This is a genomic window from Salinivibrio sp. VYel1 (assembly GCF_009377945.1).
In the GTDB taxonomy this organism is placed as follows: domain Bacteria; phylum Pseudomonadota; class Gammaproteobacteria; order Enterobacterales; family Vibrionaceae; genus Salinivibrio; species Salinivibrio siamensis.
Genome location: NZ_RSAM01000020.1, coordinates 1 through 26,716 on the forward strand (window position 1 = coordinate 1; position 26,716 = coordinate 26,716).

Consider the following 26,716-nt stretch of genomic DNA (forward strand, 5'->3'; position numbering starts at 1 on the left):
AGGTCGAGGTCACGAGTTCGAACCTCGTATGTCGCTCCAAGTTTTGCCCACATCAAGCAACAATTGATGTTACGGACGCGGGATGGAGCAGTTTGGTAGCTCGTCGGGCTCATAACCCGAAGGTCGGCGGTTCAAATCCGTCTCCCGCAACCAATTTTACACAGCGTCATGCAACGCTTAATTGCATAAGGCGACATTAGCTCAGCTGGTAGAGCGCGACCTTGCCAAGGTCGAGGTCACGAGTTCGAACCTCGTATGTCGCTCCAATCTTCATAACTCTCCATCGACTTCACCCTATATGACGTGTTTCTTCAGGCACAGCGTAGCGCCTTGTATCACTTGTCGCGTCTAGAAGCATTGTTTCTAGCGTGACGGTTTCGTCAATCTGCGAAAAGTGCGCAAGGCCGACTGAGTAGTTGAACGGATAGCGTTCTAAGGATAATCGGCGACAAAGCCGGAGATAGAAGCGATCCAATTGTGCTTCGACCGCATCGACATCCTGTTGAATCAATAATATCGCAAATTCACAGCCTTCTAGGCGACCAACCCAGCCCAAATCACCGAACACATCTGTTAGACAGCCAGCAAACTCTTTCAGGACTTTGTCGCCCGCATGCTTGCCATAGCGCTGGTTGACGTCTTGTAATTGGCGAACGTCAAAGTGTAATAACGTATGTTGATCTTCAATGACAACGTCGTCTGTTAGATAACTGTTTACTTCTCGGTAAAAGCCACGTCGATTAAAGACGTCTGTTAGCGGATCAATGACATTTTGTTGCGTCATGACCAACTCATGCTCGACGATACGCGCGAGGTCTGACAGCGCGCGCTGACAGGCATCCGTGAGCTCGCGAGGGTGATGATCGATCACACAGAGCGTTCCAAGCAGGTGTTCGCTATCCAGGCTAAAGGGAAAACCTGCATAAAAACGGATATAAGGAGGGCCGGTTACCAACGGGTTGTCAGCAAAGCGACTGTCGTTAAGCGTATCCTCAACAATTAATGGCTCTAATTGCTGAATAGCATGACCACAAATCGATTCGCTGCGGCTTGTTTGGTTGACGGCTAAACCACGCTTGGCTTTAAACCATTGTCTCTGTTCATCAACCAGGCTAATTGCGACAACGGGGCAGTCAGAAACGTATGCCGCTACCCTGACAATCCGCTCAAATCTGTCTTCGTGTCCAGTATCTAATATGCCTAGATCGTGCAATGCGTGAAGTCTTTGCTGCTCATTGTGAGTGGGGCGCGCCGTTTCCATGCCTTTTCCTCCTTGCCGCTATTTCTATTGTAGCCAACCACACACAGGGTAGGGGCAATAATTGTTCGGAGCGGTGAATATCGCTGCCACCCCGAGAAGCTTTTAAAAAGATCATTAATTCAGTGAGATATAGGAGAACTGGCTGTAAGTGTCTGTAGGTGTGCGAGAGGCTGAGAAACTCAGTTTGTAAAAAACTTGTTTCAATGATATTTTCCTCCGCTTGTTCAGTATTCACACTGTTGGAAGAGGCGGTGACGCACCCGGATTGATCGCGTGCGTGACAGCGACTCTATACTCTTAATACTTGTTGTTTTTAGAAGGTTTGCTTATGGCGTTTTTAGCGAGCTGTGATACCCAATATCCGCTGACTCATCCACATGCGGCTTCTGCTGTGGTGATGGTGCCCCCGCTTCATTTTAAATTTAATGCGCAAACGAGTGAGGATAATGGTTTTCAGCATGCGCCGTCACTACCGGATGAAGAAGTAAAAGCGCGCGCGATGGCAGAATTCAACAACATGGTGATGATCCTCCGCCGCCATGGTATCGATGTGGTGGTGATGGAGTACCCAGACTCTGACCCTGCAACGCCTGATGCCGTGTTTCCCAACAACTGGTTTAGTACCCTCCCCAGTGGCGAGCTTTATCTTTACCCTATGGCGTGCCCAAACCGCCAGCTAGAGGTGAAACCCGAGCGCTTAATGACTGCATTAGACCGTGCAGGCTATGCCGTCAATCACGTACACAAAGTGAAGTGTCATGACAAGGACGATGCGTTTCTTGAAAGTACGGGCGCGATGGTTATCGACCACCTCAACCAGCGTGTTTATGCGGCGCTTTCACACCGTTGTGACAGCATTTTGCTCACTGAGTGGGCAGCAAAGGTAGGAATGAGACAAGTCGTGAGCTTTAACACGGAAATGAGCGATGGCAATCCCGTTTATCATACCAATGTGATGATGGCGGTGGGTGAAGAGTTTGCCGTTGTGTGCGATGAGGTGATAGAATCGGGGCAGCGCGATCTTGTGTGTAACACATTGAGTCAAGATAAAACCGTGGTATCCATTAGTGAATCACAAATGAACCAGCTTTGTGGCAATATTTTACAATTGCGCAATCGCCACGGTGAATCACTCATCGTCATGTCATTGTCGGCCTACAGTGCGTTTACTGAAGAGCAAAAACGCACGCTGCGCCAATTTGGTAAATTGGTGCCCGTCGATGTCAACACAATTGAAACCGTGGGTGGGGGAAGCGTGCGTTGTATGATGGGAGAAGTCTTTCTGCCTCGTCACCAAGCCGCGATGTCGGGTTAAAGGCCTTGGTTAAAACGTCGGTTTGATAGGCAAAACGGCGACGAATAGTCGCCGTTTTACGTTGCTATTCAGGCTATGAGTGCGCGCGTGTTTTGGCCTTGAGTGGCATTTTGTCAAACGAGACCCCCTTCCATCCGGTGACCATAAAGTTACGAATGTTTTTGTGATCCGTCCCCGAAGGATTGCTCAGCACGTCTTCGCGATAATACCCCCCAAAGCAGGCGAGCGTCTGCGCTTCCGTGAGCTCATGAAGTTGGCAGAATGCGAGTACTTTGCAAGAGCCTGTGTTCTGGCCTGCTTTATTGGCGAGATCACCGTTAGTGAATCGAGTAGGGGCGTAGTCGTAATGTGCATCTATCACCGCCATTGTCTCGTCAAACATTACCATATCTGGGGTTTGCGTGACTTTGGCGAGAAAGCTGTCTAAGGTCATGTCGGTTCCTGAGTTAATAACATGCGAGCTCTCGTCGAGAGTATATGCACGTTGTACCAACTTGTTTAACCAATGTGAAGCCAAGCGACGCGAGTAATGGATAAATATCCATCACTTAAACCAAAATTTTTGTTGCAGTGCTTTACATTAACTCGGGCCAACATTAGTATACCACCCTGTTCGGAGGGATGGCTGAGCGGTTGAAAGCACCGGTCTTGAAAACCGGCAAGGGTTAATAGCCCTTCCAGGGTTCGAATCCCTGTCCCTCCGCCACATATCGAAAAGCCGCTGAGTAATCAGCGGCTTTTTTTGTATCTATATGTCCGCTTACTCTCCTTATGTGCGCAAACTAACAGCTTGGTGATGCTTTTCCTTACAGGTTGGGCAAAAACACCTAATATGTTAAGAAATTGTACCGTGCGATAAAGGCTCGTGACTGAACTGATCTCTCATCCAGAGTGGCTACTGCTTGTGCTCGCTCCCGTGTTCTTCTTATGCATGTTGGGGGAGTACTGGGTAGCGCTGCGCCGCGGAAAATTGGGCGATAATGCCCGTTATTACGTGCCGGAAGTGCTTTGTAACTTTACCTTGGCGGGGCTGCATCAAGCTGCAGATTTACTGACCGGCTTGCTGATTGCCAAAGTCTATTTGTGGTGGTTTGGCTGGCGGCTGTTCGACATTGAGATGTCGGTGAGCCTGTTTTTATTACTGATGATCGCGCAGGATTTTTGTTACTACTGGTTTCACCGGGCCAGCCATCGTGTTCGCTGGATGTGGGCGGCGCATGTGGTGCATCATAGCTCTGAGCGGATGAACTTTAGCACCGCGTTTCGCCAAAGCTTAATGTACCCGCTGGCAGGGATGTGGCTGTTTTGGTTGCCCCTGGTGGTGATTGGGTTTCCGCCGCAATGGGTGGTGTTTGTTGTACTGCTGAATTTAGGGTTACAGTTTTTTGTTCACACTCAATGGATAAAGACACTCGGGCCTGTGGAGTGGATTTTTAACACCCCGTCTCATCATCGCGTTCATCATGGCATGAATCCTCAGTACATCGACAAAAACTACGCGGGCATTTTAATCATTTGGGACAAATTATTTGGCACCTTCGAGCCGGAATCTGAACCGGTTCGCTATGGGATCCCTAAGCCAGTGAACAGTTTCAATCCTCTGGTGGTGACCTTTGCCGAATGGCAACAAATGTGGCGAGACGCCACGCAGCCCGATCTGAGCGTTCGGCAACGATGGCAGTGCTTGTTTGCACCGCCAGAACAAGCACAAAATCACACGACACACGAGCAAGTATCACGTAAGACGTAGTGGTTTGCTTCCTTGCTGCAAGCGAACATATTTTGAGGATATAACTCCTTATGATCAGATGCTAACAACACCATCTGTAGCACTCCTTCTTATCGAGGCAAGTATGCGTAACGTTTAAGAGATGAGCCGAGTTGACTCTTGTCTGGCTAAGCGCTTTTGCACTCTTTTATCACGGAGTGAGTGTTATGGCGTAGAATCCCGATTTGAATAGCGATTGCTACGCCACCAACTGCCGCGGCGGCATAGACAAGCTGAGTCACCGAGAGGCCGTGGCCGAGCCACAGCCCTCCCAAAAGGGTGCCCACCGCACCACCTAGGTAGTTTGATGAACTATTGAGCGCAACAACTGCGGCACTTTGCTCCGGTTGGAGGCTTATCAGTGTGTGTTGCTGTGGCGCGAGCGACGACCAACCGGCCGCACCCCATAAAAAGAATGGCACAAAGGCAATGATTGAGGACAGCGCCAAGCTACTCGGAATGCTCAAGATGGCCACGGACATGAGCGTTAGTATCCCGAGCAAGATGGCTCGTGGGTGTTTTACCCAGTCAATTAAATGGCCGATGGTGAAGCTGCCCACCATGCCGCCTAGGCCCCAAACCCATAAATATGGCGTGAGGTTGGTTTGTTGTGTGATGCCCGTAATGACCGGTGCGAGGTAAGAATAGAGCCCCAAGCTAGCGACAGCCGTCAAGAAGGTGACCGTAATGGTCATAGACACCGAGCGACTGGCGAGTAACGCGACGCGTGCTTTTAGTGATGGCGGCGGGGCGACACAGATCTGAGGAACACCCAGCACCAGGCCAATAAGCCCAATGATCGCGATACCGATCACGACGGCGAAAACGCCTTGCCACCCAAGCCAAGTCGCCAGAGCAAGACCAGCGGGAACCCCGACAACGGTACCCGCACTCATGCCACCCAACAACAGCCCTAATGCACGCCCCTTCTTATCTGCAGGCACCAAAGAGGCGGCACTTGCCGCCGCTAAAGGCGAGAAAATGCCTGCCCCTATGCCGGCAAGCGCGCGGCTTGCTAGTAACATGGTTAAGTGCGTGCTGAAAATGGTGACAAGATTAGCGGCGATAAACATCAGCATCGATAACACGAGTGCCTTTTTGGTCGGAAAGCTTGCCAACAATGTCGCCAGTATTGGTGCGGAAAGGGCATAGCACAACGTAAAGGCTGTGACCATTTGCGCTGTCTCGGCTTCAGTGATCTGAAAACTGGTGGAAATTTCCGGAATAATGCCCGCCACGACATAGGCATCCATACCGAACGCAAACATCGCAATGGGTAAAAATAAAATGTTTTTCATGGTCATCCTAGCGCGTGAGTCTTTATGATGCCTAGGAAATGTAACAAAGTGTTACTTAAGCGAAAACGCTAACCAGCAAATATAGGTAGAGGAGCAGGCAAGTATTTTTTACAAGGCAAACAATTAACTATGATAGGGGGGCTATGAATCGGCCGTCATGTTAACGGCTGGTCGAGTTGGCACTTAGAACTGAGATTTAACCAGCCATCGCTTGTCACGCATCGTTATCACCGCTATTGAAAGAAAAATAGGCACCCACTGAGTGGATGCCTATTTGGATAAGGGGGCGAGATAGTGTCTTTGTCTTACCTTAAACGGTCTGTCCGAATAAGTTTAGCCAACTGTCGTCTATAATCGTTTGTTAGAATTTATAGTTAACGTCGAGGTAAAACACACTTGGGTTCTTGAAGGAAATACCCTCCGCATACTTTTGTTTCGTTAAGCCGTATTTATGGCCGCCTTCCAAAGCGATACCGGAGTCAAAACGATAGCCAAGTCCGAGATTGACGTCGCTCGCTAGGCCAGAGTCTCTGAGGTTATAGGTGTTAGTCCCCTGAGCATCTTTGTCCTTAATTTCTAGCTTACTGCGTTGGTAGCCTAGAGTACCACCAGCAATACCGTACAAATTGTCAGTGAACTCGTGGACATAGTCTAGGCCCATACCGAATTGATAGTCAGTATTTTCCAACGAAAGCTCTTCATCTGCAGCTTTGATCGTTGACTTGCTCGACGCGCCCGATTGCCAGTAGCCGTAGGTGCGTACTGAGTCAGTGATATACTTACCGCCATACAGCTTGACTGTTCCTCGGTCCTCAAGATCACTTTTGAATTCACTGCTATCTAAGCCACTCACATCAGCGCTACCAGCTCCAAATTCCATCCCCATATAAGAAGAGGCATAAGCCGCCGGTGCGAGAATCAGTAAAGCTAAAGGTGCTAATTTTTTCATTGTAAAGAACCTATTATTCGTCGTAGGTGTTTTTTAAGAACGTATGACGTATAGTCATTGCTTTTTGGAACGTTCGCTTAAAGGGGGAACGTTTGAGTGGTACTTTACGGCTGAAGAGCGCGGTAATGTATCTGCAGAGTGTCATGATTTGTCGTATAACTGTCGTGGTATCTACGCCTGTAGACGCACAGAGTTTTTAATGATTTATACCAAGGCTTTTCGTTTGTTTATTTTTCTAGGTCAAGATTAATGGAAGAGAAACTGCACTTAGTGGTTGTCGAAGATGACCCCAAAATGCGAGAAATGCTGACAGAGTATTTTGAAGCACAAGATTATCGCGTAACGGCACTTGCTGAAGGAGCAGGGGCGGCTGACTATATTATTTCCGCACAACCTGACTTAGTTTTACTCGATTTAATGTTACCCGGTGACGATGGACTGACAATTTGTAGACAAATCCGTGATGGATTTAGAGGCAGAATTGTGATGCTAACCGCTAGTGATGATGATTTTGATCATGTGGCAGCACTAGAGGTTGGCGCGGACGACTTTATCAGTAAACCGATTAAACCTCGGGTATTGATGGCTCGTGTAAGAGTGCAACTGCGACAGCTGAGAGACGACACTGCAGCCGCCTCGTCCAAACCCAGTGTTCTTAATTATGGTGTGTTGGCACTCAATGAGGCGAGACGTTACTGCTCGTTAGATGATAAACCCATTGCGTTGACAGACAGTGAATTTGCATTGCTTTGGCACCTGGCAAGTCAGCCTGACGAGGTACATACAAGAGATACGTTAACGCGTGCATTACGTGGTATTGAGTATGACGGTGTTGACCGCACGGTGGATAATAAAATTGTGACCTTGAGAAAAAAACTGGGTGATACGCCCTCCAATCCCCAAAAAATTATCACAGTACGTGGAAAAGGTTACTTGTTTGTGCCTGATGCATGGTAAATGCATAACAGAAATATGTATGAGTGGTGAGTAATGCGTCGGATATATTTAGAGTTCTTCTTTGGGTTGATCGTCATTTTTATGGTGAGCTCATTGACCTACGAATACCTTGTGTATGAACTGACGGAAAATTATGAGGCGACCTTGGCGAAGCGACAGGCTGAAAGTGTCGTTGATATGTTAGCGTTGATTGAGTCACAGGCGGGAACACAAGAGGCTTTAGGCGCGCTAAAGGATTATGCCGATAACGTCGAATATTCATTATCCGTACACAAGCTTGGCAACATTCCCTCTCATTTGAATGAGGCATTTTCCCACCAACTCGATCCCTCCGCGGTGTTTGATGATAAAAACGAAACCTTATGGTTCCGTCTGGCCGATAAGGAGCGAATCTATAGCTTACGAACCGCGGTGGGTTCCGAGCTACATGGGGCAATAGAGTTTAATGAAGATCTGCTGTTTGTTTTTCTCTTTTTGGGGTTCGCCCTCTACAGTTTTTTCATGGTGCGGTTTCTCAGCCGCCGAGTACGGTCACTCGAGCAAGCGGCTCTCCAATTTGCCAACGGAAATTTACAAGCGCGGGCGTCAACAAAGAGTCAGTATACCGTGGGTAGTTTAAACGCGACCTTTAATCATATGGCAGACAGAATTGCGAGTTTGGTCAGTAGTCGTCGAGCGCTAACCAACGCGGTTGCGCACGAATTGCGCTCTCCTTTGTTTCGGATCCAATGGCAAGCTGAATTGTTGAGTGAGAGTCAACTGGGCCCCAAGCAGCAACAAAAAATCGTCAGTATCGTTGAAGATACCGACGAAATGGTAGGGTTGATTGATGAACTTCTTTATTTGGCACGTGTTGATCACCCTAATACACCTTTTAGCCCGGAGAGATTGAATACTTCGGTGTGGCTACACGATGAATGGCCGCGTTGGCAAACGCTGAGCAATAAGTCTGTGATTTTGGATGCACCGCAAGACTTGCCTTGCATTGAGGCCGACCCTCATCTGCTTAAACGCGTGCTTACCAACTTAATCGGTAATGCGGAGAAGTATGCGACTAGTCAAATAGCCGTGCGTGTATATTGTGAAGACACGCAGCTGGTGATTGCGGTACACGACGATGGTGAGGGCGTTGATCCGTCACATTGGCCGTTTATCTTTGATGCCTTTTACAGTGCGGATCGTTCCCGCGACAAAAAGCGTTCCGGCTATGGTTTGGGACTGGCGATCGTCAAACAAATTGTCACCCGCCACGGTGGCCATGTTGAAATCGACCATAGTGATTTAGGCGGCGCATGCTTTCGGGTCATCTTACCTTGTTAACATGATGTGACTCAGCCAGTGCTAAGTTGAAAGGGCGGCATTCGTCGCCATCAGGTATTTCGCGTATAATACCGCCCACATCGACAACATTAGGGGCACTATGAAACATCGTACCTTCGTCTTTATCGGCATGGCGATTCTTGCTGTGACCGTCACCATTTTGATCTCATGTCAGCGCCCCCAAGCTCCCCTTGTTCCTGATTTCCAATCTTTTGCCGCGGGGGCAGAGCGAAAGCAGGCGTTTTTTGATTACTTCACCCCTGTGGTTAATGCCATTAACAGCCAAGTACTGGCGGATCGCACCGCATTAATGGCATGGCATGCGCGTAAAAGTGAGCTAAATAGCCGAGAAATAAAACGCGTCCAAGCGCTCGCCGAACAGTATGAGCTGGAGGGTTTTGATGTCGACCAAGAAGCCGACTGGATGGCATTGATTCAACGGGTGGATATTATCCCTCCGTCGTTGGTGTTAGCGCAGGCGGCGAACGAGAGTGCGTGGGGCGCGTCGCGGTTTGCACGGGAAGGGAATAACTACTTCGGGCAGTGGTGCTTTAGTAAAGGGTGTGGACTGGTGCCCAAGCAACGTGCGGAAGGGAAAGTGCACGAAGTTGCAGCGTTTGATAACCCGCAAGCCTCGGTACAAAGCTACATCAATAACTTGAATACCCATGCCGCGTACCAAGGGCTACGCGAGATCCGCGCCAACCTGCGTGAGCAGAATAAACCACTGTCAGGTGCAGCACTCGCCAATGGGCTGGTACGCTATTCAGAGCGTGGTCAGGCCTATGTGAAGGAGTTACAAGCGATGATCCGCCACAACCAACTGGATAGGCTCGACCAGCCATCATCCTCATCCAATAACGACTAGGAAAGCCAATGATTACCCGTTTGCCTCGGTGGGTTGAAGCCGGGGCGTTTGTGTTAGCGCTGATCGCCGGTACCATCAATGCGATCGGTTTGTTGGGCTTTGAACATCAAGCCGTATCGCACGTGTCAGGCACCGCGACGCAATTTGGCTCGGGGTTGTTTGCAGGCCAATGGACACAAGTTATCCAACTGGGTGGCTTATTGTTGGCTTTTTTCCTCGGTGCCGCGATTTCCGGGTGCTTATTGCATGGCAGCACGCTTAAATTGGGTCGCCATTATGACTCGGCACTGTTTGTCGAAGCTGGGCTAATTGTGGTGGCGTTTTATTTTCTTTCTCGCGGTTTTGCCATTGGTCAGTTGGCCGCGTCGGCAGCGTGCGGCTTGCAGAATGCGATGGCGACCACCTACAGCGGCGCGATCGTGCGCTCAACCCATTTAACCGGCATCTTTACCGATTTAGGATTAATGCTAGGGGGCAAGCTACGCGGCAATCCAGTCGATAAGCGCAAGCTGATGCTCTTTTTACTGATCGCGTCTGGCTTTATCGTCGGCGGGGTAGTGGGTGCGGCGCTTTTTGCGCACTTCCATTTTGCTGCCCTGCTGTTTCCCGCAGGGTTATGTTTTGTAGTGGCACTGTGTTACCGCGGGTACATGACACGTCAGCGTTTAGTGGCTGGCACCAGTAGCAAGTAACTATACAAATCATTAACAATGCGCGTTTTCGCGCATTTTCTAATGTATTTGTTGTGCATCGCATCGAGTTAGCCAACTTGACGGAGCCTTCGGTGCGATCGTCGGGCCTTTCCCTTGTAGCGGTGGCTTCCCGTGTCACCATTCGCGCGTCTTTGCGGCTAAAAGTTTGTCTTAAATCAAACAAGTGTGAGTTTGTATTTCGAATTCGCGCATTGTGTGATGATCTCGCCGTCTTTGTGACACGGAAAATGCCACACTCCCGTTACGATACAGTAACAAGGAGGCCCCATGCCAAATAGCCAGTATATTGAAACGGATGTGGTCATCATCGGTGGGGGTGCAACCGGCACCGGCATCATGCGAGATTGCGCACTGCGTGGCATCTCATGCATTTTGCTCGAACGTGACGATATTGCGGCTGGGACATCGGGGCGCAACCATGGACTGCTGCACTCTGGGGCTCGTTACGCGGTCACAGATACCGAATCGGCCCGTGAATGCATTCAAGAAAACACCATCCTTAAATCCGTTGCTCGCCACTGCGTGGAAGACACCAGCGGACTTTTTATCACCTTGCCGGAAGATGATTTAGCGTACCAAGACACCTTTATTGCCAGTTGCGATAAAGCCGGTATTCCGACCCGAAAACTGACACCACGTGAAGCGTTAGCGTTCGAACCCAACGCGAATCCAGCGATGATTGGCGCGGTGCAAGTGCCGGATGGCATTATCGACCCCTTTCGTTTGTGTGCCGCGAATGTGTTGGACGGCAAAGAGCACGGTGGCAAGGTGTTTAACCATACCCGAGTGACGGGATTAATTCGTCAAGGGGCGACGGTGCAAGGCGTCCAGTGTTTGCATACCCTCACCGGCGAGCGTTTTGCCATTATGGCGAAGCAAGTGATCAATGCCGCAGGGATTTGGGGGCAGACAATCTGTGAGTATGCCGATCTGAATATCAAAATGTTCCCCGCCAAGGGCTCATTGCTGATCGTCGATTATCGGATTAATAACCGGGTGATCAACCGCTGTCGGAAACCGGCAGACGCTGACATCTTGGTGCCCGGTGACACCATTTCCTTAATCGGTACCACCTCTGAGCACATCGAGTACGATCAGATTGATAAGCTCGCGGTGACGCCACAAGAAGTGGATGTGCTGATGCGCGAAGGGGCTAAGCTCGCCCCCATCATGGCCAATACACGCGTGTTGCGCGCCTATGCGGGCGTGCGGCCTTTGGTCTCGGTAGATGACGACGGCAGTGGCCGTAATATCAGTCGCGGCATTGTGTTACTCGATCACCAAGCACGCGATGGGCTGGAAGGCTTGATCACTATCACTGGTGGCAAGCTCATGACCTATCGTTTGATGGCCGAGCAAGCCACAGACTTGGTGGCTGAAAAGCTGGGTAACCGCAACCGTTGCCAAACTGCGACCCGTCCTCTGCCGGGCTCTGAGCCTTCTAAAGGGATCCGTAAAGCCAGTGCCAGCTTGGTGAAACCTGTCTACCAATCCGCCTATTACCGCCACGGTGAGCGCGTTAGCCATTTTTTAAATGAAAGTGACGACAGCCAAGCGGTAATTTGCGAATGCGAAATGGTGACCAAGGGCGAGGTGAACTATGCGATTCAATCGCTGGATGTGAAAAATCTCACCGATCTGCGTCGGCGCACTCGTCTGGGTATGGGGCCTTGTCAGGGCGAGCTGTGCAGCTATCGTGCCGCTAGCTTATTCAGTGAGCTGGCTGGGATAGATGGCCAAGCCAGTGCAGGGCTGCTGGTGGACTTTCTCGAAGAGCGCTGGAAAGGCGTGAAACCGATTTTTTGGGGCGATGCGCTACGCGAAGCCGAATTTAGCTATTGGATTTATCAAGGATTATTTGGCGCCGGTGAGGTGCCAATGCCGCCGAAGGCAGAGAGTACTGGCGCAGCAGCCGGTGCAGCCATGTATGACGCTGAGGTGAAAAGCCCAGCACCAACGTCAGCGGCTGATCAGGAGGTATCACAATGATCCACTACGATATCGCAGTGATTGGTGGCGGCATTGCCGGGTTTACTGCCGCCTTGCGGGCACTAGAAGCGGGCAAGAAAACCGTAATGATTAGCGCCGGACAAAGCGCGCTGCATTTTTCGTCAGGCTCGATTGATGTATTGGGCCATTTCCCTAATGGTGAGCCGGTCAGTCAGCCTTTTGAAGCGATTCCGAAACTGGTGCGCCAGCATCCTGAGCATCCCTATGCCAAAGTCAGTTTAGAGGAAATCACCCAATCACTGACTTGGTTCCAACAGCAACTGAGTGCGCAAAAGGTGTGTCTGTATCATCAAGAAGATAACGCCAACCATGGCCGTATTACGCCGCTGGGCACCGTGCGTCCGACTTGGCTGTCGCAAGGACATGTGTATCAGCATCGCGGCCCGCGTCGTTTCTCTGGTTTATGTTTTGTCGCCATTGAAGGCTATCGCGATGCGCAACCGACGTTAGCCAAAGACACCATTACCGCCCAGCGTGATTTTGCCTCCTGCCCAAGTCGCACCATCACGTTGTCGATTCCGGGTGCCGAGCGATTACGCCGTAACCGCAATGAGCTGCGCTCGGTGGATCTTTCTCGTTTATTGGCTGAGCCTGATGCCTTTGACAGTCTGTGCGAGCAACTAATCGCGCAGTCCGGCCCAGATGAGCTGGTGATTTTACCCGCCATCATTGCCGATGTGGCCGGCGAGCGGGGGATGGATACGCTTAAACAGCGCACCGATCGCTGTTTTCACGAAGTGCCGACCATGCCGCCTTCTCTGCTGGGGATCCGCATTGAGCGTGCGTTACAGCGGGCCTTTGCTAGCGCGGGTGGGGTATTGCTGCGCGGCGATCAAGTCACTGGCGGTGAGTTTGACGACAACGGTCGCCTTACCGCCTTGCATACGCGTCAGCTCGAAGATATTCCGTTAACCGCAGAGGCAGTGATCTTAGCCACGGGCAGCTATTTTAGTCGCGGTCTCAATGCCGACCGCACTCAGGTGAGCGAACCGACGTTGGGATTAGACATGGTGCAAAGCCCTGATCGGAGTGAGTGGCGCAACGACGACTTTTTCAGTCAGCAAAGCCACCCCTTTATGGCCTTTGGCATTAACACCGACAACCAACTACGTCCCACCGCACGCGGCAAGCGCTGCCAAAACCTGTTTGTGTGTGGTGCGATACTCAGTGGTTACGATCCCGTCTATGAGGGCTGTGGCGGTGGCGTTGCGATCGCAACCGGCTACGCCGCCGCGCAACGTGCGCTCGCGGTGATGGCGAGCGCTAAGGAGGCGTCCCATGCTAACTGAATGGCTGAAACAGCGTGACTATAGCGACCATGCGCCGCAACCCACCAGTTTTGACCAATGCATTAAATGCACGGTCTGTACTGTGTATTGTCCGGTATCAAAGGCGAACCCTGCGTATCCTGGCCCCAAAGAGTGTGGCCCGGATGGTGAGCGCCTGCGGATCAAAAACCCTGAGTATTATGATGACCTGCTCAAGCTATGCACCAACTGCAAACGCTGTGAGACCGCCTGTCCTTCCGGGGTAAAAATTGGCGACATCATTGCGGTGGCACGCGGCAAACACGGCAAGAAAAACATCAATCCTAAGCTGATGCGTGATTACGTGCTGAGCCATACCGACTTGTTTGGCACGCTTGCTAATCCAGTAGCACCGCTGGTGAACGTGATGACGGATCTGAAACCGGTGAAAGCGGTGATGCATGCCACGATTGGAGTGGATAAACATAAATCCCTACCCAAGTATTCGTTTGGTACCTTTCGGCGTTGGATGAAAAGCCAAGCAGCGACACAAGCGGATTATCCTAAACAAGTCAGTTACTTTCATGGCTGTTATGTGAATTTTAACAATCCCCAGCTTGGTAAAGACTTGGTGAAAGTGATGAATGCGATGGGGTACGGCGTGCAATTGCTCGAAAAACATAAGTGCTGTGGCGTGCCTTTAATTGCCAATGGCTTTTACGATAAAGCGCGCCGTAATGCCACTGCCAATACGGCGATGATTACCGATGCGGTTGCCGAGCATCGCCCTGTAATAGCCACCTCCTCATCGTGTGCGCTGACGTTAAAAGAAGAGTATCCCCACGTATTGGGAGTAGATAACGCCCACGTGGCAGGGCAGATCAGCTTTGTGACCCGCTTTTTACTCAAAGCGGCCATGAATGGCGAGATGCCCAAGCTCAAGCCGATTAATAAGCGAGTGGTTTACCATACCCCTTGTCACTTGGAACGCAGTGGTAATGCGATGTTTACCATTGAGCTATTGCGTATGATCCCCGGGTTAGAGGTGATTGTGCTCGATAGCGAGTGTTGTGGTTTGGCAGGTACCTATGGGTTTAAAACCGAGAACTATCAAACCTCGATTGCCATCGGTAGTGGCTTATTTGCTCAGATTGAAGCCGCGCAGGCGGACTTTGCGATCACCGACTGTGAAACCTGTAAATGGCAAATTGAAGAAAACACATCGCTGGAGGCCTTGCATCCGGTGAGTGTGCTGGCGATGGCGGTTGGAGAGCCAGTAGCACAGTAATATTCGTCGCAAAGAAAAACGCCACCCAATGCGGTGGCGTTTTTTTGGTTTGCTAAATGCGGTTTAGCTGCTCGCTTGTGATGGTGTCGAGGCGGTGGATTTACCCCCCGACTCTGCCAGTAAAGACTTCATCACGCTGATGGTCATCAAGATCACTAACACACTGATGGGCAGGGCAGTGACCATGTTCGCGGTTTGCAGGGCTCTTAACCCACCGGCAACCAACAATACGGCAGCGACGGCACCGATCATAGTGCCCCAGAATACTCTAAAGCGTTTGGGCGGGTTATCATTGCCCATCGACAGAATTGTGGTAAGCACAAGGGTGCTCGAATCGGACGAGGTAATAAACCAGCTAAACAGCAAGAAGATCATCATGGCGTTGAGTATCCATCCCCAGATCCCGCCGCCAGTAATGCCATCGGCGGTGGCAAACAGCGCCGCGGGTAAGTCCCAACCATTGACCAAATCAATAATCCCAGCGGTGCCAATCCCGGCATCAGCGACAAGCTCTTGATGCAACGCGTTACCGCCAAAAATCGCCAGCCAAGCAAAAATCATTAGGGTTGGCGCACACAGCACGCACACGACAAACTCTCGTAAGGTGCGGCCGCGAGAAATACGCGCAATAAACAGGCCAATAAAGGGGGCCCAGCCAATCCACCAGCCCCAATAGAAAATGGTCCAGGCATTTTGCCATGCAGAGGGGCCTTTCGCCTCCGGGAACCACAGCCCCATCGGGATAAACTCGACCAAATAGTCGCTCAGTGATGCCCCAAATATTTGCACTAACCAAGCCGTAGGCCCGCCGAATAAAAAGTAGGCAATCACCAGTGCGGAGACGATGATATTCCACTCAGAAATGATTCGGATCCCTTTGCCGACGCCAGAGAGAGACGACAAGATAGAGGCTACAGAAATCAGTGCAATAAGGATAACTTGAGTCGCGATACCTGGATCGATGCCAAATAGGCGATCGAGCCCCACGGCAATCTGACTGACGCCGAGCCCCAGCGAGGTGGCGACACCGAACACGCAGCCAAGCACCCCCAAGATATCGATAATATGGCCGATGGGCCCGTAAATGCGATTACCAATCAGTGGGTGCACCGTGGAACGTAGTGCCAGAGGCAGCTTTTTCCGAAACGAGAAATAGGCGAGCGCGAGGCCTACAATCACATACACCGCCCAGCCGTGAAAGCCCCAATGGAAGTAGGTGACACGCAACGCATCGGCGGCGCGATCAAAGCCCATAGTGGTGGCACCGGCCATATCGGCATACGGGTTGTTGGGGTAGCCGAACGCACCACTTGTATCAAAGTAGAGCGTGGGTTCGGCTACCCCAAAAAACAGTATGCCAACGCCGACACCCGCGGAAAACAACATGGATAGCCACGAGAAGGTGCTAAACTCGGGCCGGTCGTCGTCATCACCTAAACGAATGTTACCTAAACGCGTGACGGCAATCGTCAAGCTGGCGACTAGTAACAGCACCAGTACCAGCATGTAATACCAACCAAAGGTCGATTCCACCCAGCCACGAGCAGCGGCAAATACACGGCCAGCTAAATCAGTATTAAATCCGGTAAAAAACACGAAGACACAAACCAGAAGCGTGGCGGCGATCATCATATTTTTATGAACACCTTTAAACAGGCCGGTTTGTGTGACGCAATCGGCAAACGGATGCTGCAATGCACTCGCATTGCTCGCATCCGACGTACTTCGTGTTGACATGAATCATTCCTCTTTTAACAACAAAACGCGCAACAATTTACGCAACGCTACCATTCTTTGCAAAAAAAAGAGTCATTAATCACATTATGTTGGATTGAAGTGCTGAGAAAAGCAGCGAAATGTGTCGATAAGACGGCCAGTGGAAGATTGTCTTCGTACACTCAAGATTGATTAAAACCTTAATAGATTGTTTAGGAGTGAGATGATGAAACCACAATCCGCTTCACGCGATACCATGCTGCAACTTGGATACCTTGGCTTGCTGCCTTTTATTGGCGGTGTCCTCGTCACTTGGGCCGATCTGACCTTATTTGGTCTCAGTGGAGAGCAGTTATTTTTAAGCTACAGTGCGGTGATTTTGAGCTTTTTGTCTGGTGTACTGTGGGGGAATGGTATCGATCATTTTTCTCATAAACTGAGCCGAAATGCGTTACTGCTGAGTAACTTGTTTGCACTACTGGCCTGGGGGGCGTTGATTCAAGGGGCGACCCAATACTTGATTGCCACCGGGTTACTTGCCATCGGTTATTTAGCGGTATGGTTAGCGGAAAAATGGATCCGAAAAAGTGAGAGTGAGGACACGTCTTCCGCCTATCAAACCATGCGTGGTCGCTTGACGGTGGCGGTTGTGGCCTGCCATGGAGTGCTGCTTTTTGTGGTGTGAACGGCAAAAAGACCACCAAGAAAAACCTTACTGAGAATGAACCTATTGCAGTAATAGGCCGTACCCGCTACCTCGTGCGCAAAAAAACAATTAACTTAATAATGAGATTTAGGGCAGCGGGGTAACCAATGACGATCATACAGTATTTACGCGTGGTGTTTCTTGCTCTCGGCATTGCGGTCGCGGCGAGTGGCTCGTATCTATTTAGCGAGATAAACACCGTAAAGGCACAGTTTAATGATGTGGTAGAGCGTAATGTTCGCCTGCTTAGCACCGTATCTGATCTTCGCTATTTTACTGTCACCTATCGCCGCTTCGCACTCGATTACGGTTTAACCGATGACAAACAAGCGCATCGCGATATTCTGGTGAAAATTGAGCGCAACGATCAAGAAGTCGGTGAAGCGCTCGACAAAATGAAGGCATTAACGGTCAGTGATAGCAACACAGAGGCGGTAGACACCATCGAGACACGCCTCAACAATTACCGCGACATGCAAAACGATTACATTTCGCTTATCGATAATGGCCGACTGGATGATGCGCGCCGCAAAATGCTGGGCCCTATGCTGGCACCGTTTGACCAGATAGTTGCCAACTTGGCCACGCTGCAAGAGACGTTGGAAGATCAAGCCAACGCGATTAAGACGCGAGAATCGGAAAAAATTGAGCGACTAATCTATATCGGTATTGCTGTGATTGTTGCACTGATTGTGCTGATGGCGGGTGTGGCGTTATTGCTACAACAGCGCATACGTGGGCCGCTGGCGCAGCTGGTTACCCAAATGCAACGGGTGGAAAGTGGTGACCTTACCCAACGTTTGGATCTCGACACGTTTAACCGCGATGAGCTGGGGCAAGCCGCCAATACCTTTGCGCAAATGCAAGAAAGCATTACCGCGTTGATTGGGTCTTTAGTGAAAGGTACCCAGCGCTTACAAACAGTGAGTGATGAATTGTCGACCCAGGTCAGTCATACCGTGAACAGTGTTGAGCAACAGCGTGGGGAGCTGTCACAGCTTGCCAGTGCGATGACGCAAATGGAGTCGACCTTTGGGGAAGTGGCGAGCAATACGGTGAATGCCGCGGAGCACACTGATAAGACGCGTGAATACGCGGAGCAAGGTCGGCAGACCTTTGAACAATCTTACCAGCAAAGCGTGGCGGCAAAAGACCAAGTTAATGAAGCATCGCAAGTGATTGAGGCTTTAACCGAAGACAGCGAAAATATTGGTAAAGTCTCGGAAGTGATTAGCACCATCGCCGAGCAAACCAACTTGCTCGCGCTCAACGCGGCCATTGAAGCTGCTCGCGCGGGCGAAGCGGGTCGAGGTTTTGCGGTCGTGGCTGATGAAGTGCGTGGATTGGCGACCAAAACCCAATCATCGACCGATGAGATCAATCAAATCATTGAAGGGCTGCAAACGAAAGCGCGTCAAGCCTACAAAGTGATGAGCGATAGCCAAACGTTAACGCAAAAAGGGCTGGACGATGCCAAACGGGCGGCAGAAGCGATTGACACCATCAATGATGCCACGCAGCAGGTATCAGAAATGACAGGCGCGATTGCTACCGCGACCGAAGAGCAAACCACGGCAGCGGCGGATTTGAATCAAAATGTGTCAGCGATTCACCGCGCGGCGGAGTCACTTGCCGAGACGGCGGAGCAAACCCGTCAAGCGTACGAACGTTTGGAAAAAGAAAACGCCAGTATCAAAGAGCAAGCGGAAGCCTTTAGGCTCGGATGATGCGCACTAAGCACTAAGCACGAGGCACTAAACAAAAAAGTGCGCCCACGCGGCGCACTTTTTTATTACCTTGGCAATGTCTGTCAGCGTTAGCGAAATAAGTACAAAGACAAAAAATAGTTAATGTTTTGATTGATCGTTCGGAGCACGGCGGTCAAGCCTGCCTCGCTATGCTCAGTCACATCCCAGGGTACAAATTTTCCATAATCAGGTAATGGTAATCCGGATTGCACGGCAGCGGGGTTCATCGCAACCAGATAATCAACATACGTCAATCTCAGCTCGGCCAGCGGGGACGGCGTGATCCCTGACGTTGAGAGTTGAAACTGAATTAACGCTTTTGATGCTTGCGCCGTATGCATAGTGCTGGATGTATGTGCGCAGTGGACATCAAAAAAACTGCTGGCTTTGTTTACCATCACCGCGGCGGCCATCAAAGAGGCACCGTGCTTACCATCGCATAAAAACAAAACGACCGGCTTACTCGGCACGGTATCGCCATGCATCGGTGTCTCGTCGGCACGCGCGTTTAACGAGACATTATCTTTGGCATCTATCATTGCCTTTACTCATCAAAAAAGGTGGAGGACGGGGCGTTCGATGGTGCATCGAGTCTACGCGCGTCAGTCCTTGGTGAGTCTATCCTAGCCCGCCATACGCACAGCGCCAGCGTGGTAAAAACAACTTTTGAATCTGTTACCAATGCGCCGCACTGTCATCAAACCTTCATGATTGCATAAAGGAACTGTCACTTTGTGCTCTTAATGTGTCTCCCCGTTAACCGAGTTCTTCGTTATGTGTAGATAAATTGATTTGCACAGCACTAACTTAAATAATCGACTTGGAGGTTGATGTGAAACTTAAAGCTCTCTTTGCAGCTACTACAGTATCAATGGCCGTGCTGGCCTCAGGTAGCGCAACGGCCGCAAACCGTGATTACATTAGCATCGTTGGCTCTTCTACTGTTTACCCTTTTGCTACTGTAGTTGCTGAGCGCTTCGGTCGCACGTCGCAATACTCAGTACCAAAAATCGAATCTACCGGTTCAGGCGGCGGTCTTAAGCTGTTCTGTGCAGGTGTGGGTGAAAACACGCCAGATATCACTAACGCATCACGTAAAATCAAAAGCTCGGAAATCGACCGTTGTAAGTCAAACGGTGTTGACGACATTGTTGAAATCAAAATCGGTTATGACGGTATTGCGCTGGCAAACTCGAAAATGTCTCAGCAATATGACTTGAGCTTGAAAGAGATCTACACCGCGCTCGCTAAAACCGTGCCAGACGGCAACGGCAACTTTATCGACAACCCAAATGAAACGTGGAAAGACGTGAACCCATCACTGCCTAACACCAAAATTGAGGTGCTAGGTCCACCACCAACATCAGGGACGCGTGACGCTTTTGTTGAGCTAGCCATGGAAGCGGGCTGTGCCGAGTACCCAGAAGTGGCGGCGCTTGAAGACAGCAACGAAGACAAATTCAAAGCGATTTGTCACGGCATGCGTGAAGATGGCGCTTTCATCGAAGCGGGTGAGAACGACAACCTTATCGTGCAAAAGCTTGAAGCAAACCCAGACGCACTTGGCATCTTCGGTTACAGCTTCCTAGAGCAAAACGCTGACAAGGTACAAGGCTCAAAAATCGCGGGTGTTGAACCAACGTTTGACGCGATTGGTAGCGGTGACTACCCCGTATCACGTTCACTGTACTTCTACGTGAAAAAAGCACACGAAGACGTGATCCCAGGTCTAAAAGACTACGTGACCGCATTCACTGCTGAAGATGCTATCGGCAACATGGGTTACCTGGCTGACCGTGGCCTTATCCCACTCGACAACAGTGAATGGAAACAAGTACGCAGCGCCGCAGTTGACCTAAAACCAAACCTGTAAGCGCAGTGTGAACACGAAAAGGTGGCACACATGAGGTGCCACCTTTGTGCGTGTTCAGGAGGAACAATGACAACACCCATGCTGATGACCGTAATTGCTGTAATTGCAATTTCAGGCTTTTTTATTGCTCGAGCACGCTCAATCAAGCTCGCCGATACGGCTGGCGGATTGAGTAAGCTTCATTCTCGTCCTAATTATTACGGCTCTTATGTTGCGATTCTCGCGGCTATTCCGGCACTGGTTCTCTTATTGTTGTGGCAAGCGGTAGAACCCAACTTGATCCACAGTTTGGTGATGGCACAGATATCTGATGCGTATGTTACGCAGTTCGGCAACGCCGACTTGCTATACAGTCAGGTTGGAAACGTCGCTCGTGGCATCACCCAAACTGACGATGCTGTCTTGTTGGCAGCGGCTGACCACTATCAAATGCTGAACCAACTGGGAACGACATTGCGTTTCACCGCAATGACATCGCTCGCGTTAGCGGGTTTGGCTTTTGGCTGGCGCTCTCTGCGATTACGTCTTCGCGCTCGAAATCGCGTTGAAAATGTGATGCAGGCGTTTTTGCTGCTTTGCTCAACACTCGCGATTTTAACCACACTGGGCATTGTGCTCTCGGTGCTGTTTGAGGCGTTGCGCTTTTTCCAAATGATTCCGGTCACTGAGTTCATCTTTGGTACTGAGTGGTCGCCGCAAATTGCATTGCGCGCCGATCAGCAGGCGGCGAGTGGCTCATTTGGTGCGATTCCCTTGTTCACTGGCACCTTGATGATCTCGTTTATCGCCATGTGTATTGCGGCGCCAGTCGGGTTGATGAGTGCCATCTATTTAGCCGAATACGCATCGCCGCGTGTACGGGGTATCGTCAAACCGATTCTGGAAATCCTCGCCGGTATTCCGACGGTGGTTTATGGCTTCTTTGCCGCCTTGGTCGCCGCGCCGTTTATTCGTGATGTGGCACAGGCGATCGGCTTTAGCAGTGCCTCGTCAGAGAGTGCTCTGGCTGCGGGCGCGGTAATGGGGATCATGATTATTCCTTTCGTTTCGTCATTGTCAGACGACGTGATCACCGCTGTCCCCCAATCGCTGCGTGATGGTTCGTTCGGACTGGGTGCCACGCCGTCAGAAACGGTTCGTAAAGTGGTTCTACCGGCTGCGTTACCCGGCATTGTGGGCGGCTTATTGCTGGCTGTCTCACGTGCAATCGGCGAAACCATGATTGTGGTGATGGCGGCGGGTCTGTCTGCGAATCTAACGGCCAATCCACTTGACTCAGTGACCACAGTGACAGTGCAAATTGTAACCTTACTCGTGGGTGACCAAGAATTTGATAGTCCAAAGACCTTGGCGGCGTTTGCTTTGGGTCTGACATTATTTGTTGTGACACTCGCACTTAACGTGATTGCGCTGAACATCGTGAAGAAATACCGGGAACAATATGACTGATAAAATCGAAAAACTGGCGCAAGAAAAGCGCGCAAGGGTAAGGGCAAGCTTAGCAAAGCGCCGCGGGAAAGAAGGACGTTTTCGTTTTTACGGAATGGGCTCTATTTTCCTTGCGTTTACCTTCTTGGTTTTATTGCTCGGCTCGATCGTCTCGCAAGGTTATACCGCTTTCTACACCACGGAAATCCGCTTGACCGTTGATTTAAGTGAAGAAAACCTAGGGATTGAAGGCAAGCCATTAAATGACGAAACCCTTAAATACTTGGGTTATCGCTCAGTGCTGGCGGATGCCATTTTTGATGCCATGCCAGACGTGACGTCGCGTGGTGACAAACGTGAGCTGTTCCGTTTTCTGTCTAACGGCGCCGAGTATGACTTGCGTGACCGTGTGGCGGCCAACCCTGACTTGGTGGGGCAAGAAGTAGAAATTTGGGCACTCGCCGGCGATAACGTCAACCAATTTAATAAAGGCAATATCGATGGCAGCTTGCCGGAGTCTTATCGCCAGTTTAAAGACAAACACATTGGTTGGTTCAACCAGCTTAAAGAAGACGATCGTGTTCGTACCGTGTTCAACTCGCGCTTTTTCACCAATGGTGACAGCCGTGATGCTGAACTTGCTGGGATCTGGGGCGCGACCGTAGGCTCTTTCTATACGTTGCTGGTGACACTGGCATTAAGCTTCCCTATCGGGGTGGCAGCCGCGATTTACTTGGAAGAGTTCGCGCCACGTAATCGCATCACTGAGATTATTGAAATCAACATCAATAACCTGGCAGCGGTACCGTCGATCGTGTTTGGTTTGCTGGGCTTAGCCGTGTTCCTCAACTTTGCCGACCTACCGCGTTCAGCGCCGGTTGTTGGCGGCTTGGTACTGACGCTGATGACGTTGCCAACGATCATTATTTCGAGCCGTGCATCTATCAAAGCGGTGCCACCCTCGGTACGTGATGCCGCCTTGGGTGTCGGCGCATCGAAAATGCAAATGGTGATTCATCATGTGTTGCCATTAGCTATGCCTGGCATGCTGACTGGCACCATTATCGGTATGGCACAAGCGCTGGGTGAAACCGCGCCGCTACTGATGATTGGTATGGTGGCCTTTATTGTGGATATCCCTTCAGGGCCACTGGATGCAGCCACTGCGTTACCCGTTCAAATTTACTTATGGGCAGAGAACCCTGAAAAGGGCTTTGTCGAAAACACCTCTGGCGCAATCATGGTATTGCTGGCATTCCTCGCGCTTATGAATGCCTGTGCCGTGATTCTGCGTAAGCGTCTTGAGCGACGCTGGTAAGTCGGGAGAAATAACCATGACGACGACAACAATGAACAATGTAGCCATGACCGAAGAAGTAGTAGATGCCACGCCGCAAAATACCGCGGCACCGACTGAGACGTGTGGTGTACCTTTCGTAGAAAACCCACGCATGACTGCCCGTAATGTATTTGTGAATTACGAGAACGGCTCAAAATCCGCGATTACCGATGTCAGTCTGGATATTGGTGAAAAAGAAGTCTTGGCGATGATTGGCCCGTCAGGCTGTGGTAAATCCACCTTCTTGCGCTGCCTAAACCGCATGAACGATACCATTCCTGGGTGCCAAGTATCGGGTGATATTATTTTGGATGGCGAAGATATCTATCATCGCGACACCGAAATTGTTGAGCTGCGCTCGCAAGTGGGCATGGTATTCCAGCGTCCTAACCCATTCCCGAAATCGGTTTACGATAACGTGGCTTATGGCCCACGTATTCACGGCCTGGTTGACGGCAAAGATGAGTTGGATGGCTTGGTCGAGCAATCACTGACGCGGGCAGGGCTTTGGAACGAAGTGAAAGATCGCCTGGATCAGCCCGCAACAGGCCTATCAGGCGGCCAGCAGCAACGTCTGTGTATCGCACGTACCATTGCTGTCGCGCCTGAAGTGATCTTGATGGATGAGCCTTGCTCGGCGTTAGACCCCATTGCCACCGGTATCATTGAAGAGCTGATTGCCGATCTGAAGAAAAACTTCAGCATTGTGATCGTCACGCACTCGATGCAGCAAGCGGCACGTGTGTCTGATCGCACCGCTTACTTCCACCTTGGCGACTTGGTTGAAGTCAACAGCACACGAAAAGTCTTTAATGACCCTGAGCACAAACTGACCTCTGACTACATTAACGGTCGCTTTGGTTAAGCCGATATGGCGCTGACCCAGCGCCATTGGGCATAGGGCAGGGGCGTTTGCTGATTATTTCAGCGTTTAGCGATAAAAGTGTAAAAAGTCACTTTACATCAGCTACCTCTGCTCATACTATACGACCCGTTCCGGAGAGATGGCTGAGTGGTTGAAAGCACCGGTCTTGAAAACCGGCAAGGGTTAATAGCCCTTCTAGGGTTCAAATCCCTATCTCTCCGCCACATACCGAAAAGCCGCTGCTCAGTCAGCGGCTTTTTTGCATTTATTGTCCCGCAAACTCCCAAACCCTGACCCCACCAACATTTTAGGCGTTTGTGCCTAAACAGCTATTCTGCACTCTGGTATTCTAACCCTTATATTTCTGCCTCTTACATGGCATTTTTGGACGCCGCTAACCAACGGCGGTAGCGTGGAACGCAATAAAGCGTCCATATGGATGCACGCTTTCTCATGACGGATTCACACTTTCTCGGGGCGAAAAAATAAAAAACAAGAATAATCAATCGGTTAAAATTACAAGCGCGGGGATAATGTGAACACCTCAACCGGGACAGGCGGCATGCACACTATCACCTAAGAGGGCTTGATGAGATAGATGGAAAGACCGCATGTGTATCATGAGGTTGTGGATAAAACAGGGCGTATAACGATTTTGGCAAATCGAGCACGCGCACTAATACAATGTTAGTTGCTGTCCAGCAGCGTTTAGATTTCGTGAGGTTATATGGCTCATTTCGTTGATTTCGAAAAAATGAGAGAGAAAATATTTATTCTGAACAATGTTGTGTTGTCTGGAGAAGCGTTTGCTATTAAATATAAGGTAGGTATTGAAGGTGAACCATCCCTGTACACTAAGTCAGAGTACTGGACAATGCTTAAGCGTATTGTCAGTAATTCATGTTTAGAGTTGTCTGTTTTAATCCGAAACTCCAAAGAGTTAAGAGATCTAAAAGAAGGTAAGTCTGAATCCCATAAAATAATCACGTGTGCAGATTTTATCGACCATAAGGTTGAGACTTATGATTTCATGTATATCGCTAATAAAATTATACATGCGAAGTCTTTTCTATTGACGTCTGTGGGGTCAAATCAGTATGAGGAGTCTTTTGAGTGGTGGGATGGATTAATCGAGGTATCTGGCACCGCTCAAAATCGGAAAGATTGGAGTCTAAGTTTTAACCTTTCTGATTGGCTTGGAAGCGTAGTTAATTTTCTCAATTATTCACAGTTGGTGCTTTATGAAATTCAAAAGGACTCCTACGATATTCAACGTAGCAACTAACAATAAATTTAAGAGTGATTCACAACGCTCGGCGCTTTCACTTCAAGCTAGTTTAGTTTTTATAGCGCAATGTTTAGGTAAGGTGTCAGCGTTGTTCACACCTTAATTTGGCGTTAGCTGTAAAAGGAGTATCGTACTTGAATAAAATTTTTTCTTCGGCATAGCTATCATTGTTGGCGCTTCTTTAGGAATTACATTTTTTGCCCCAATAAGTGATTTTTACAAAGGAATTGCTTCATTACCTGGTGTTGCCGGATTAGCCGCTGCTCTTTTTCAGTTGGTTCGAGATCACGCTGCACACCAAAGAAATCTTGAAATTCAGAAAGAGCAGCAACTTTTTAATCTTGGTGCAACTTCGCACATGGCCAATTCGGTATTTGATAAACACGTAGAGTTTTGCGAAAAGTATTTGGCAGAGGTTCATCAAACAGTTGTAACTCTGACCAGAGAAGGTCCAACAAAAGAAGCATTATATCACGCTGGAAAACTTTATACTTTAAGAATTGAGTACACCGCTTGGATTACGCCAGAAATAGACGAAAAACTCATGCCCTTTGAGAAGGCTGTTCGAAATATTGGTGCAAAGTCAGGTCTAGTAGGTGCACTTTCAGGCGCGGAAGGCAGAGACGAGACAACAGGGAAAACGCATGAAGATCCGCGCCATGCCTGGGCTATCGATTTAATGACTTATTTATCAATTAAAGCTTAAAACCGTGCGTTGTACCATGTTTATTAATTAAAATGAGTGAAAATAAAGGATCA

The 26,716-nt window shown here is 49.9% G+C and carries 23 protein-coding genes and 4 tRNA genes; 21 read left to right on the forward strand and 6 right to left on the reverse strand.

The window, feature by feature from the left end; all coding sequences use genetic code 11:
- Window positions 1–76 precede the first annotated feature (76 nt).
- Both EHW58_RS15090 and EHW58_RS15095 read left to right on the forward strand, forming a co-directional pair.
- Window positions 77–153, forward strand: a tRNA-Met gene (locus tag EHW58_RS15090).
- A 37-nt stretch (window positions 154–190) separates the two neighbouring features.
- Window positions 191–266: transfer RNA gene (locus tag EHW58_RS15095), tRNA-Gly, on the forward strand.
- 23 nt (window positions 267–289) lie between these two features.
- On the opposite strand, the gene EHW58_RS15100 is transcribed toward EHW58_RS15095, so the two are convergent.
- Complete coding sequence (locus EHW58_RS15100) at window positions 290–1,261, reverse strand: sensor domain-containing diguanylate cyclase (RefSeq protein ID WP_069362237.1); 972 nt, start codon at window positions 1,259–1,261, stop codon at window positions 290–292.
- Window positions 1,262–1,589: 328 nt separating this feature from the next.
- Here EHW58_RS15100 and EHW58_RS15105 point away from each other — a divergent pair, with 328 nt between their 5' ends.
- Window positions 1,590–2,576 carry an arginine deiminase-related protein gene (locus EHW58_RS15105; protein ID WP_152797260.1) on the forward strand — a complete coding sequence of 329 codons (987 nt, stop codon included), beginning with the start codon at window positions 1,590–1,592 and terminating at the stop codon, window positions 2,574–2,576.
- 73 nt (window positions 2,577–2,649) lie between these two features.
- Here the strand turns inward: EHW58_RS15105 and EHW58_RS15110 are convergent, their stop codons facing one another.
- Entirely contained in the window at window positions 2,650–3,009 is a 360-nt protein-coding gene (locus EHW58_RS15110) for a HopJ type III effector protein (RefSeq protein WP_046075234.1), read from the reverse strand.
- 182 nt (window positions 3,010–3,191) lie between these two features.
- On the opposite strand from EHW58_RS15110, the gene EHW58_RS15115 reads away from it, so the two are divergent.
- Window positions 3,192–3,282 (forward strand) — tRNA-Ser (locus EHW58_RS15115).
- A 159-nt stretch (window positions 3,283–3,441) separates the two neighbouring features.
- Window positions 3,442–4,326, forward strand: coding sequence for a sterol desaturase family protein (locus EHW58_RS15120; RefSeq protein WP_370517128.1), 885 nt, complete (start codon window positions 3,442–3,444; stop codon window positions 4,324–4,326).
- 146 nt (window positions 4,327–4,472) lie between these two features.
- On the opposite strand, the gene EHW58_RS15125 is transcribed toward EHW58_RS15120, so the two are convergent.
- Window positions 4,473–5,642 (reverse strand): MFS transporter, encoded by a 1,170-nt coding sequence (locus tag EHW58_RS15125; RefSeq protein WP_046075229.1) that lies wholly within the window; start codon window positions 5,640–5,642, stop codon window positions 4,473–4,475.
- A gap of 361 nt (window positions 5,643–6,003) precedes the next feature.
- Window positions 6,004–6,591 (reverse strand): outer membrane beta-barrel protein, encoded by a 588-nt coding sequence (locus EHW58_RS15130; protein WP_152797262.1) that lies wholly within the window; start codon window positions 6,589–6,591, stop codon window positions 6,004–6,006.
- Window positions 6,592–6,840: 249 nt separating this feature from the next.
- Between EHW58_RS15130 and EHW58_RS15135 the strand changes: the two genes are divergently transcribed.
- From EHW58_RS15135 to glpC, 7 genes are all read left to right on the forward strand, one after another.
- Window positions 6,841–7,548 carry a response regulator gene (locus EHW58_RS15135; protein WP_152797264.1) on the forward strand — a complete coding sequence of 236 codons (708 nt, stop codon included), beginning with the start codon at window positions 6,841–6,843 and terminating at the stop codon, window positions 7,546–7,548.
- 33 nt (window positions 7,549–7,581) lie between these two features.
- Window positions 7,582–8,868 (forward strand): ATP-binding protein, encoded by a 1,287-nt coding sequence (locus EHW58_RS15140; protein ID WP_152797266.1) that lies wholly within the window; start codon window positions 7,582–7,584, stop codon window positions 8,866–8,868.
- A gap of 100 nt (window positions 8,869–8,968) precedes the next feature.
- The gene (locus EHW58_RS15145; protein ID WP_152797268.1) at window positions 8,969–9,736 is read left to right on the forward strand and encodes a glucosaminidase domain-containing protein; all 768 of its coding nucleotides are present in this window, start codon (window positions 8,969–8,971) and stop codon (window positions 9,734–9,736) included.
- Window positions 9,737–9,744: 8 nt separating this feature from the next.
- Window positions 9,745–10,428 (forward strand): YoaK family protein, encoded by a 684-nt coding sequence (locus tag EHW58_RS15150; RefSeq protein ID WP_077663461.1) that lies wholly within the window; start codon window positions 9,745–9,747, stop codon window positions 10,426–10,428.
- A gap of 288 nt (window positions 10,429–10,716) precedes the next feature.
- Window positions 10,717–12,438, forward strand: a complete 1,722-nt coding sequence (gene glpA / locus EHW58_RS15155; RefSeq protein ID WP_152797270.1) for an anaerobic glycerol-3-phosphate dehydrogenase subunit A — start codon at window positions 10,717–10,719, stop codon at window positions 12,436–12,438.
- Window positions 12,435–13,748 carry a glycerol-3-phosphate dehydrogenase subunit GlpB gene (glpB, locus tag EHW58_RS15160; RefSeq protein WP_152797272.1) on the forward strand — a complete coding sequence of 438 codons (1,314 nt, stop codon included), beginning with the start codon at window positions 12,435–12,437 and terminating at the stop codon, window positions 13,746–13,748. The genes glpA and glpB overlap by 4 nt, the downstream gene beginning before the upstream one ends.
- Window positions 13,738–14,994 (forward strand): anaerobic glycerol-3-phosphate dehydrogenase subunit GlpC, encoded by a 1,257-nt coding sequence (glpC, locus tag EHW58_RS15165; protein ID WP_152797274.1) that lies wholly within the window; start codon window positions 13,738–13,740, stop codon window positions 14,992–14,994. Before glpB ends, glpC begins: the two co-directional genes overlap by 11 nt.
- Window positions 14,995–15,057: 63 nt before the next feature.
- On the opposite strand, the gene EHW58_RS15170 is transcribed toward glpC, so the two are convergent.
- The gene (locus EHW58_RS15170; protein ID WP_152797276.1) at window positions 15,058–16,731 is read right to left on the reverse strand and encodes a BCCT family transporter; all 1,674 of its coding nucleotides are present in this window, start codon (window positions 16,729–16,731) and stop codon (window positions 15,058–15,060) included.
- Between the two features lie 202 nt (window positions 16,732–16,933).
- Between EHW58_RS15170 and EHW58_RS15175 the strand changes: the two genes are divergently transcribed.
- Both EHW58_RS15175 and EHW58_RS15180 read left to right on the forward strand, forming a co-directional pair.
- On the forward strand, window positions 16,934–17,395 hold the full coding sequence (locus EHW58_RS15175) for a DUF3429 domain-containing protein (RefSeq protein WP_227486456.1): 462 nt from the start codon (window positions 16,934–16,936) through the stop codon (window positions 17,393–17,395).
- 128 nt (window positions 17,396–17,523) lie between these two features.
- Window positions 17,524–19,143, forward strand: a complete 1,620-nt coding sequence (locus EHW58_RS15180; protein WP_152797278.1) for a methyl-accepting chemotaxis protein — start codon at window positions 17,524–17,526, stop codon at window positions 19,141–19,143.
- 89 nt (window positions 19,144–19,232) lie between these two features.
- On the opposite strand, the gene EHW58_RS15185 is transcribed toward EHW58_RS15180, so the two are convergent.
- Window positions 19,233–19,703, reverse strand: coding sequence for a hypothetical protein (locus tag EHW58_RS15185; RefSeq protein ID WP_077578997.1), 471 nt, complete (start codon window positions 19,701–19,703; stop codon window positions 19,233–19,235).
- Between the two features lie 293 nt (window positions 19,704–19,996).
- Here EHW58_RS15185 and EHW58_RS15190 point away from each other — a divergent pair, with 293 nt between their 5' ends.
- The 7 genes from EHW58_RS15190 to EHW58_RS15220 all read left to right on the forward strand — a co-directional run bounded on the left by EHW58_RS15190 (window position 19,997) and on the right by EHW58_RS15220 (window position 26,663).
- On the forward strand, window positions 19,997–21,037 hold the full coding sequence (locus EHW58_RS15190) for a substrate-binding domain-containing protein (RefSeq protein ID WP_046075217.1): 1,041 nt from the start codon (window positions 19,997–19,999) through the stop codon (window positions 21,035–21,037).
- A 66-nt stretch (window positions 21,038–21,103) separates the two neighbouring features.
- A complete protein-coding gene (gene pstC / locus EHW58_RS15195; protein ID WP_152797280.1) occupies window positions 21,104–22,486 on the forward strand; it encodes a phosphate ABC transporter permease subunit PstC in 1,383 nt (460 codons plus the stop codon).
- On the forward strand, window positions 22,479–23,783 hold the full coding sequence (gene pstA, locus EHW58_RS15200; protein WP_152797282.1) for a phosphate ABC transporter permease PstA: 1,305 nt from the start codon (window positions 22,479–22,481) through the stop codon (window positions 23,781–23,783). Before pstC ends, pstA begins: the two co-directional genes overlap by 8 nt.
- Before the next feature lie 46 nt (window positions 23,784–23,829).
- Window positions 23,830–24,669, forward strand: a complete 840-nt coding sequence (gene pstB, locus EHW58_RS15205; RefSeq protein WP_370517132.1) for a phosphate ABC transporter ATP-binding protein PstB — start codon at window positions 23,830–23,832, stop codon at window positions 24,667–24,669.
- A 133-nt stretch (window positions 24,670–24,802) separates the two neighbouring features.
- Window positions 24,803–24,893: transfer RNA gene (locus EHW58_RS15210), tRNA-Ser, on the forward strand.
- A gap of 503 nt (window positions 24,894–25,396) precedes the next feature.
- Complete coding sequence (locus EHW58_RS15215) at window positions 25,397–25,954, forward strand: hypothetical protein (protein WP_152797284.1); 558 nt, start codon at window positions 25,397–25,399, stop codon at window positions 25,952–25,954.
- A gap of 361 nt (window positions 25,955–26,315) precedes the next feature.
- Window positions 26,316–26,663 (forward strand): hypothetical protein, encoded by a 348-nt coding sequence (locus EHW58_RS15220; protein WP_152797285.1) that lies wholly within the window; start codon window positions 26,316–26,318, stop codon window positions 26,661–26,663.
- Window positions 26,664–26,716 lie beyond the last annotated feature (53 nt).

What these genes read in the sequence shown, in the direction of transcription:
- EHW58_RS15100 (WP_069362237.1), bottom strand. Translation starts at nt 1,261, where the DNA reads ATGGAAACGGCGCGCCCCACTCACAATGAGCAGCAAAGACTTCACGCA.
- EHW58_RS15105 (WP_152797260.1), top strand. Translation starts at nt 1,590, where the DNA reads ATGGCGTTTTTAGCGAGCTGTGATACCCAATATCCGCTGACTCATCCA.
- EHW58_RS15110 (WP_046075234.1), bottom strand. Translation starts at nt 3,009, where the DNA reads ATGACCTTAGACAGCTTTCTCGCCAAAGTCACGCAAACCCCAGATATG.
- EHW58_RS15125 (WP_046075229.1), bottom strand. Translation starts at nt 5,642, where the DNA reads ATGAAAAACATTTTATTTTTACCCATTGCGATGTTTGCGTTCGGTATG.
- EHW58_RS15130 (WP_152797262.1), bottom strand. Translation starts at nt 6,591, where the DNA reads ATGAAAAAATTAGCACCTTTAGCTTTACTGATTCTCGCACCGGCGGCT.
- EHW58_RS15135 (WP_152797264.1), top strand. Translation starts at nt 6,841, where the DNA reads ATGGAAGAGAAACTGCACTTAGTGGTTGTCGAAGATGACCCCAAAATG.
- EHW58_RS15140 (WP_152797266.1), top strand. Translation starts at nt 7,582, where the DNA reads ATGCGTCGGATATATTTAGAGTTCTTCTTTGGGTTGATCGTCATTTTT.
- EHW58_RS15145 (WP_152797268.1), top strand. Translation starts at nt 8,969, where the DNA reads ATGAAACATCGTACCTTCGTCTTTATCGGCATGGCGATTCTTGCTGTG.
- EHW58_RS15150 (WP_077663461.1), top strand. Translation starts at nt 9,745, where the DNA reads ATGATTACCCGTTTGCCTCGGTGGGTTGAAGCCGGGGCGTTTGTGTTA.
- glpA (WP_152797270.1), top strand. Translation starts at nt 10,717, where the DNA reads ATGCCAAATAGCCAGTATATTGAAACGGATGTGGTCATCATCGGTGGG.
- glpB (WP_152797272.1), top strand. Translation starts at nt 12,435, where the DNA reads ATGATCCACTACGATATCGCAGTGATTGGTGGCGGCATTGCCGGGTTT.
- glpC (WP_152797274.1), top strand. Translation starts at nt 13,738, where the DNA reads ATGCTAACTGAATGGCTGAAACAGCGTGACTATAGCGACCATGCGCCG.
- EHW58_RS15170 (WP_152797276.1), bottom strand. Translation starts at nt 16,731, where the DNA reads ATGTCAACACGAAGTACGTCGGATGCGAGCAATGCGAGTGCATTGCAG.
- EHW58_RS15175 (WP_227486456.1), top strand. Translation starts at nt 16,934, where the DNA reads ATGATGAAACCACAATCCGCTTCACGCGATACCATGCTGCAACTTGGA.
- EHW58_RS15180 (WP_152797278.1), top strand. Translation starts at nt 17,524, where the DNA reads ATGACGATCATACAGTATTTACGCGTGGTGTTTCTTGCTCTCGGCATT.
- EHW58_RS15185 (WP_077578997.1), bottom strand. Translation starts at nt 19,703, where the DNA reads ATGATAGATGCCAAAGATAATGTCTCGTTAAACGCGCGTGCCGACGAG.
- pstC (WP_152797280.1), top strand. Translation starts at nt 21,104, where the DNA reads ATGACAACACCCATGCTGATGACCGTAATTGCTGTAATTGCAATTTCA.
- pstA (WP_152797282.1), top strand. Translation starts at nt 22,479, where the DNA reads ATGACTGATAAAATCGAAAAACTGGCGCAAGAAAAGCGCGCAAGGGTA.
- pstB (WP_370517132.1), top strand. Translation starts at nt 23,830, where the DNA reads ATGACCGAAGAAGTAGTAGATGCCACGCCGCAAAATACCGCGGCACCG.
- EHW58_RS15215 (WP_152797284.1), top strand. Translation starts at nt 25,397, where the DNA reads ATGGCTCATTTCGTTGATTTCGAAAAAATGAGAGAGAAAATATTTATT.
- EHW58_RS15220 (WP_152797285.1), top strand. Translation starts at nt 26,316, where the DNA reads ATGGCCAATTCGGTATTTGATAAACACGTAGAGTTTTGCGAAAAGTAT.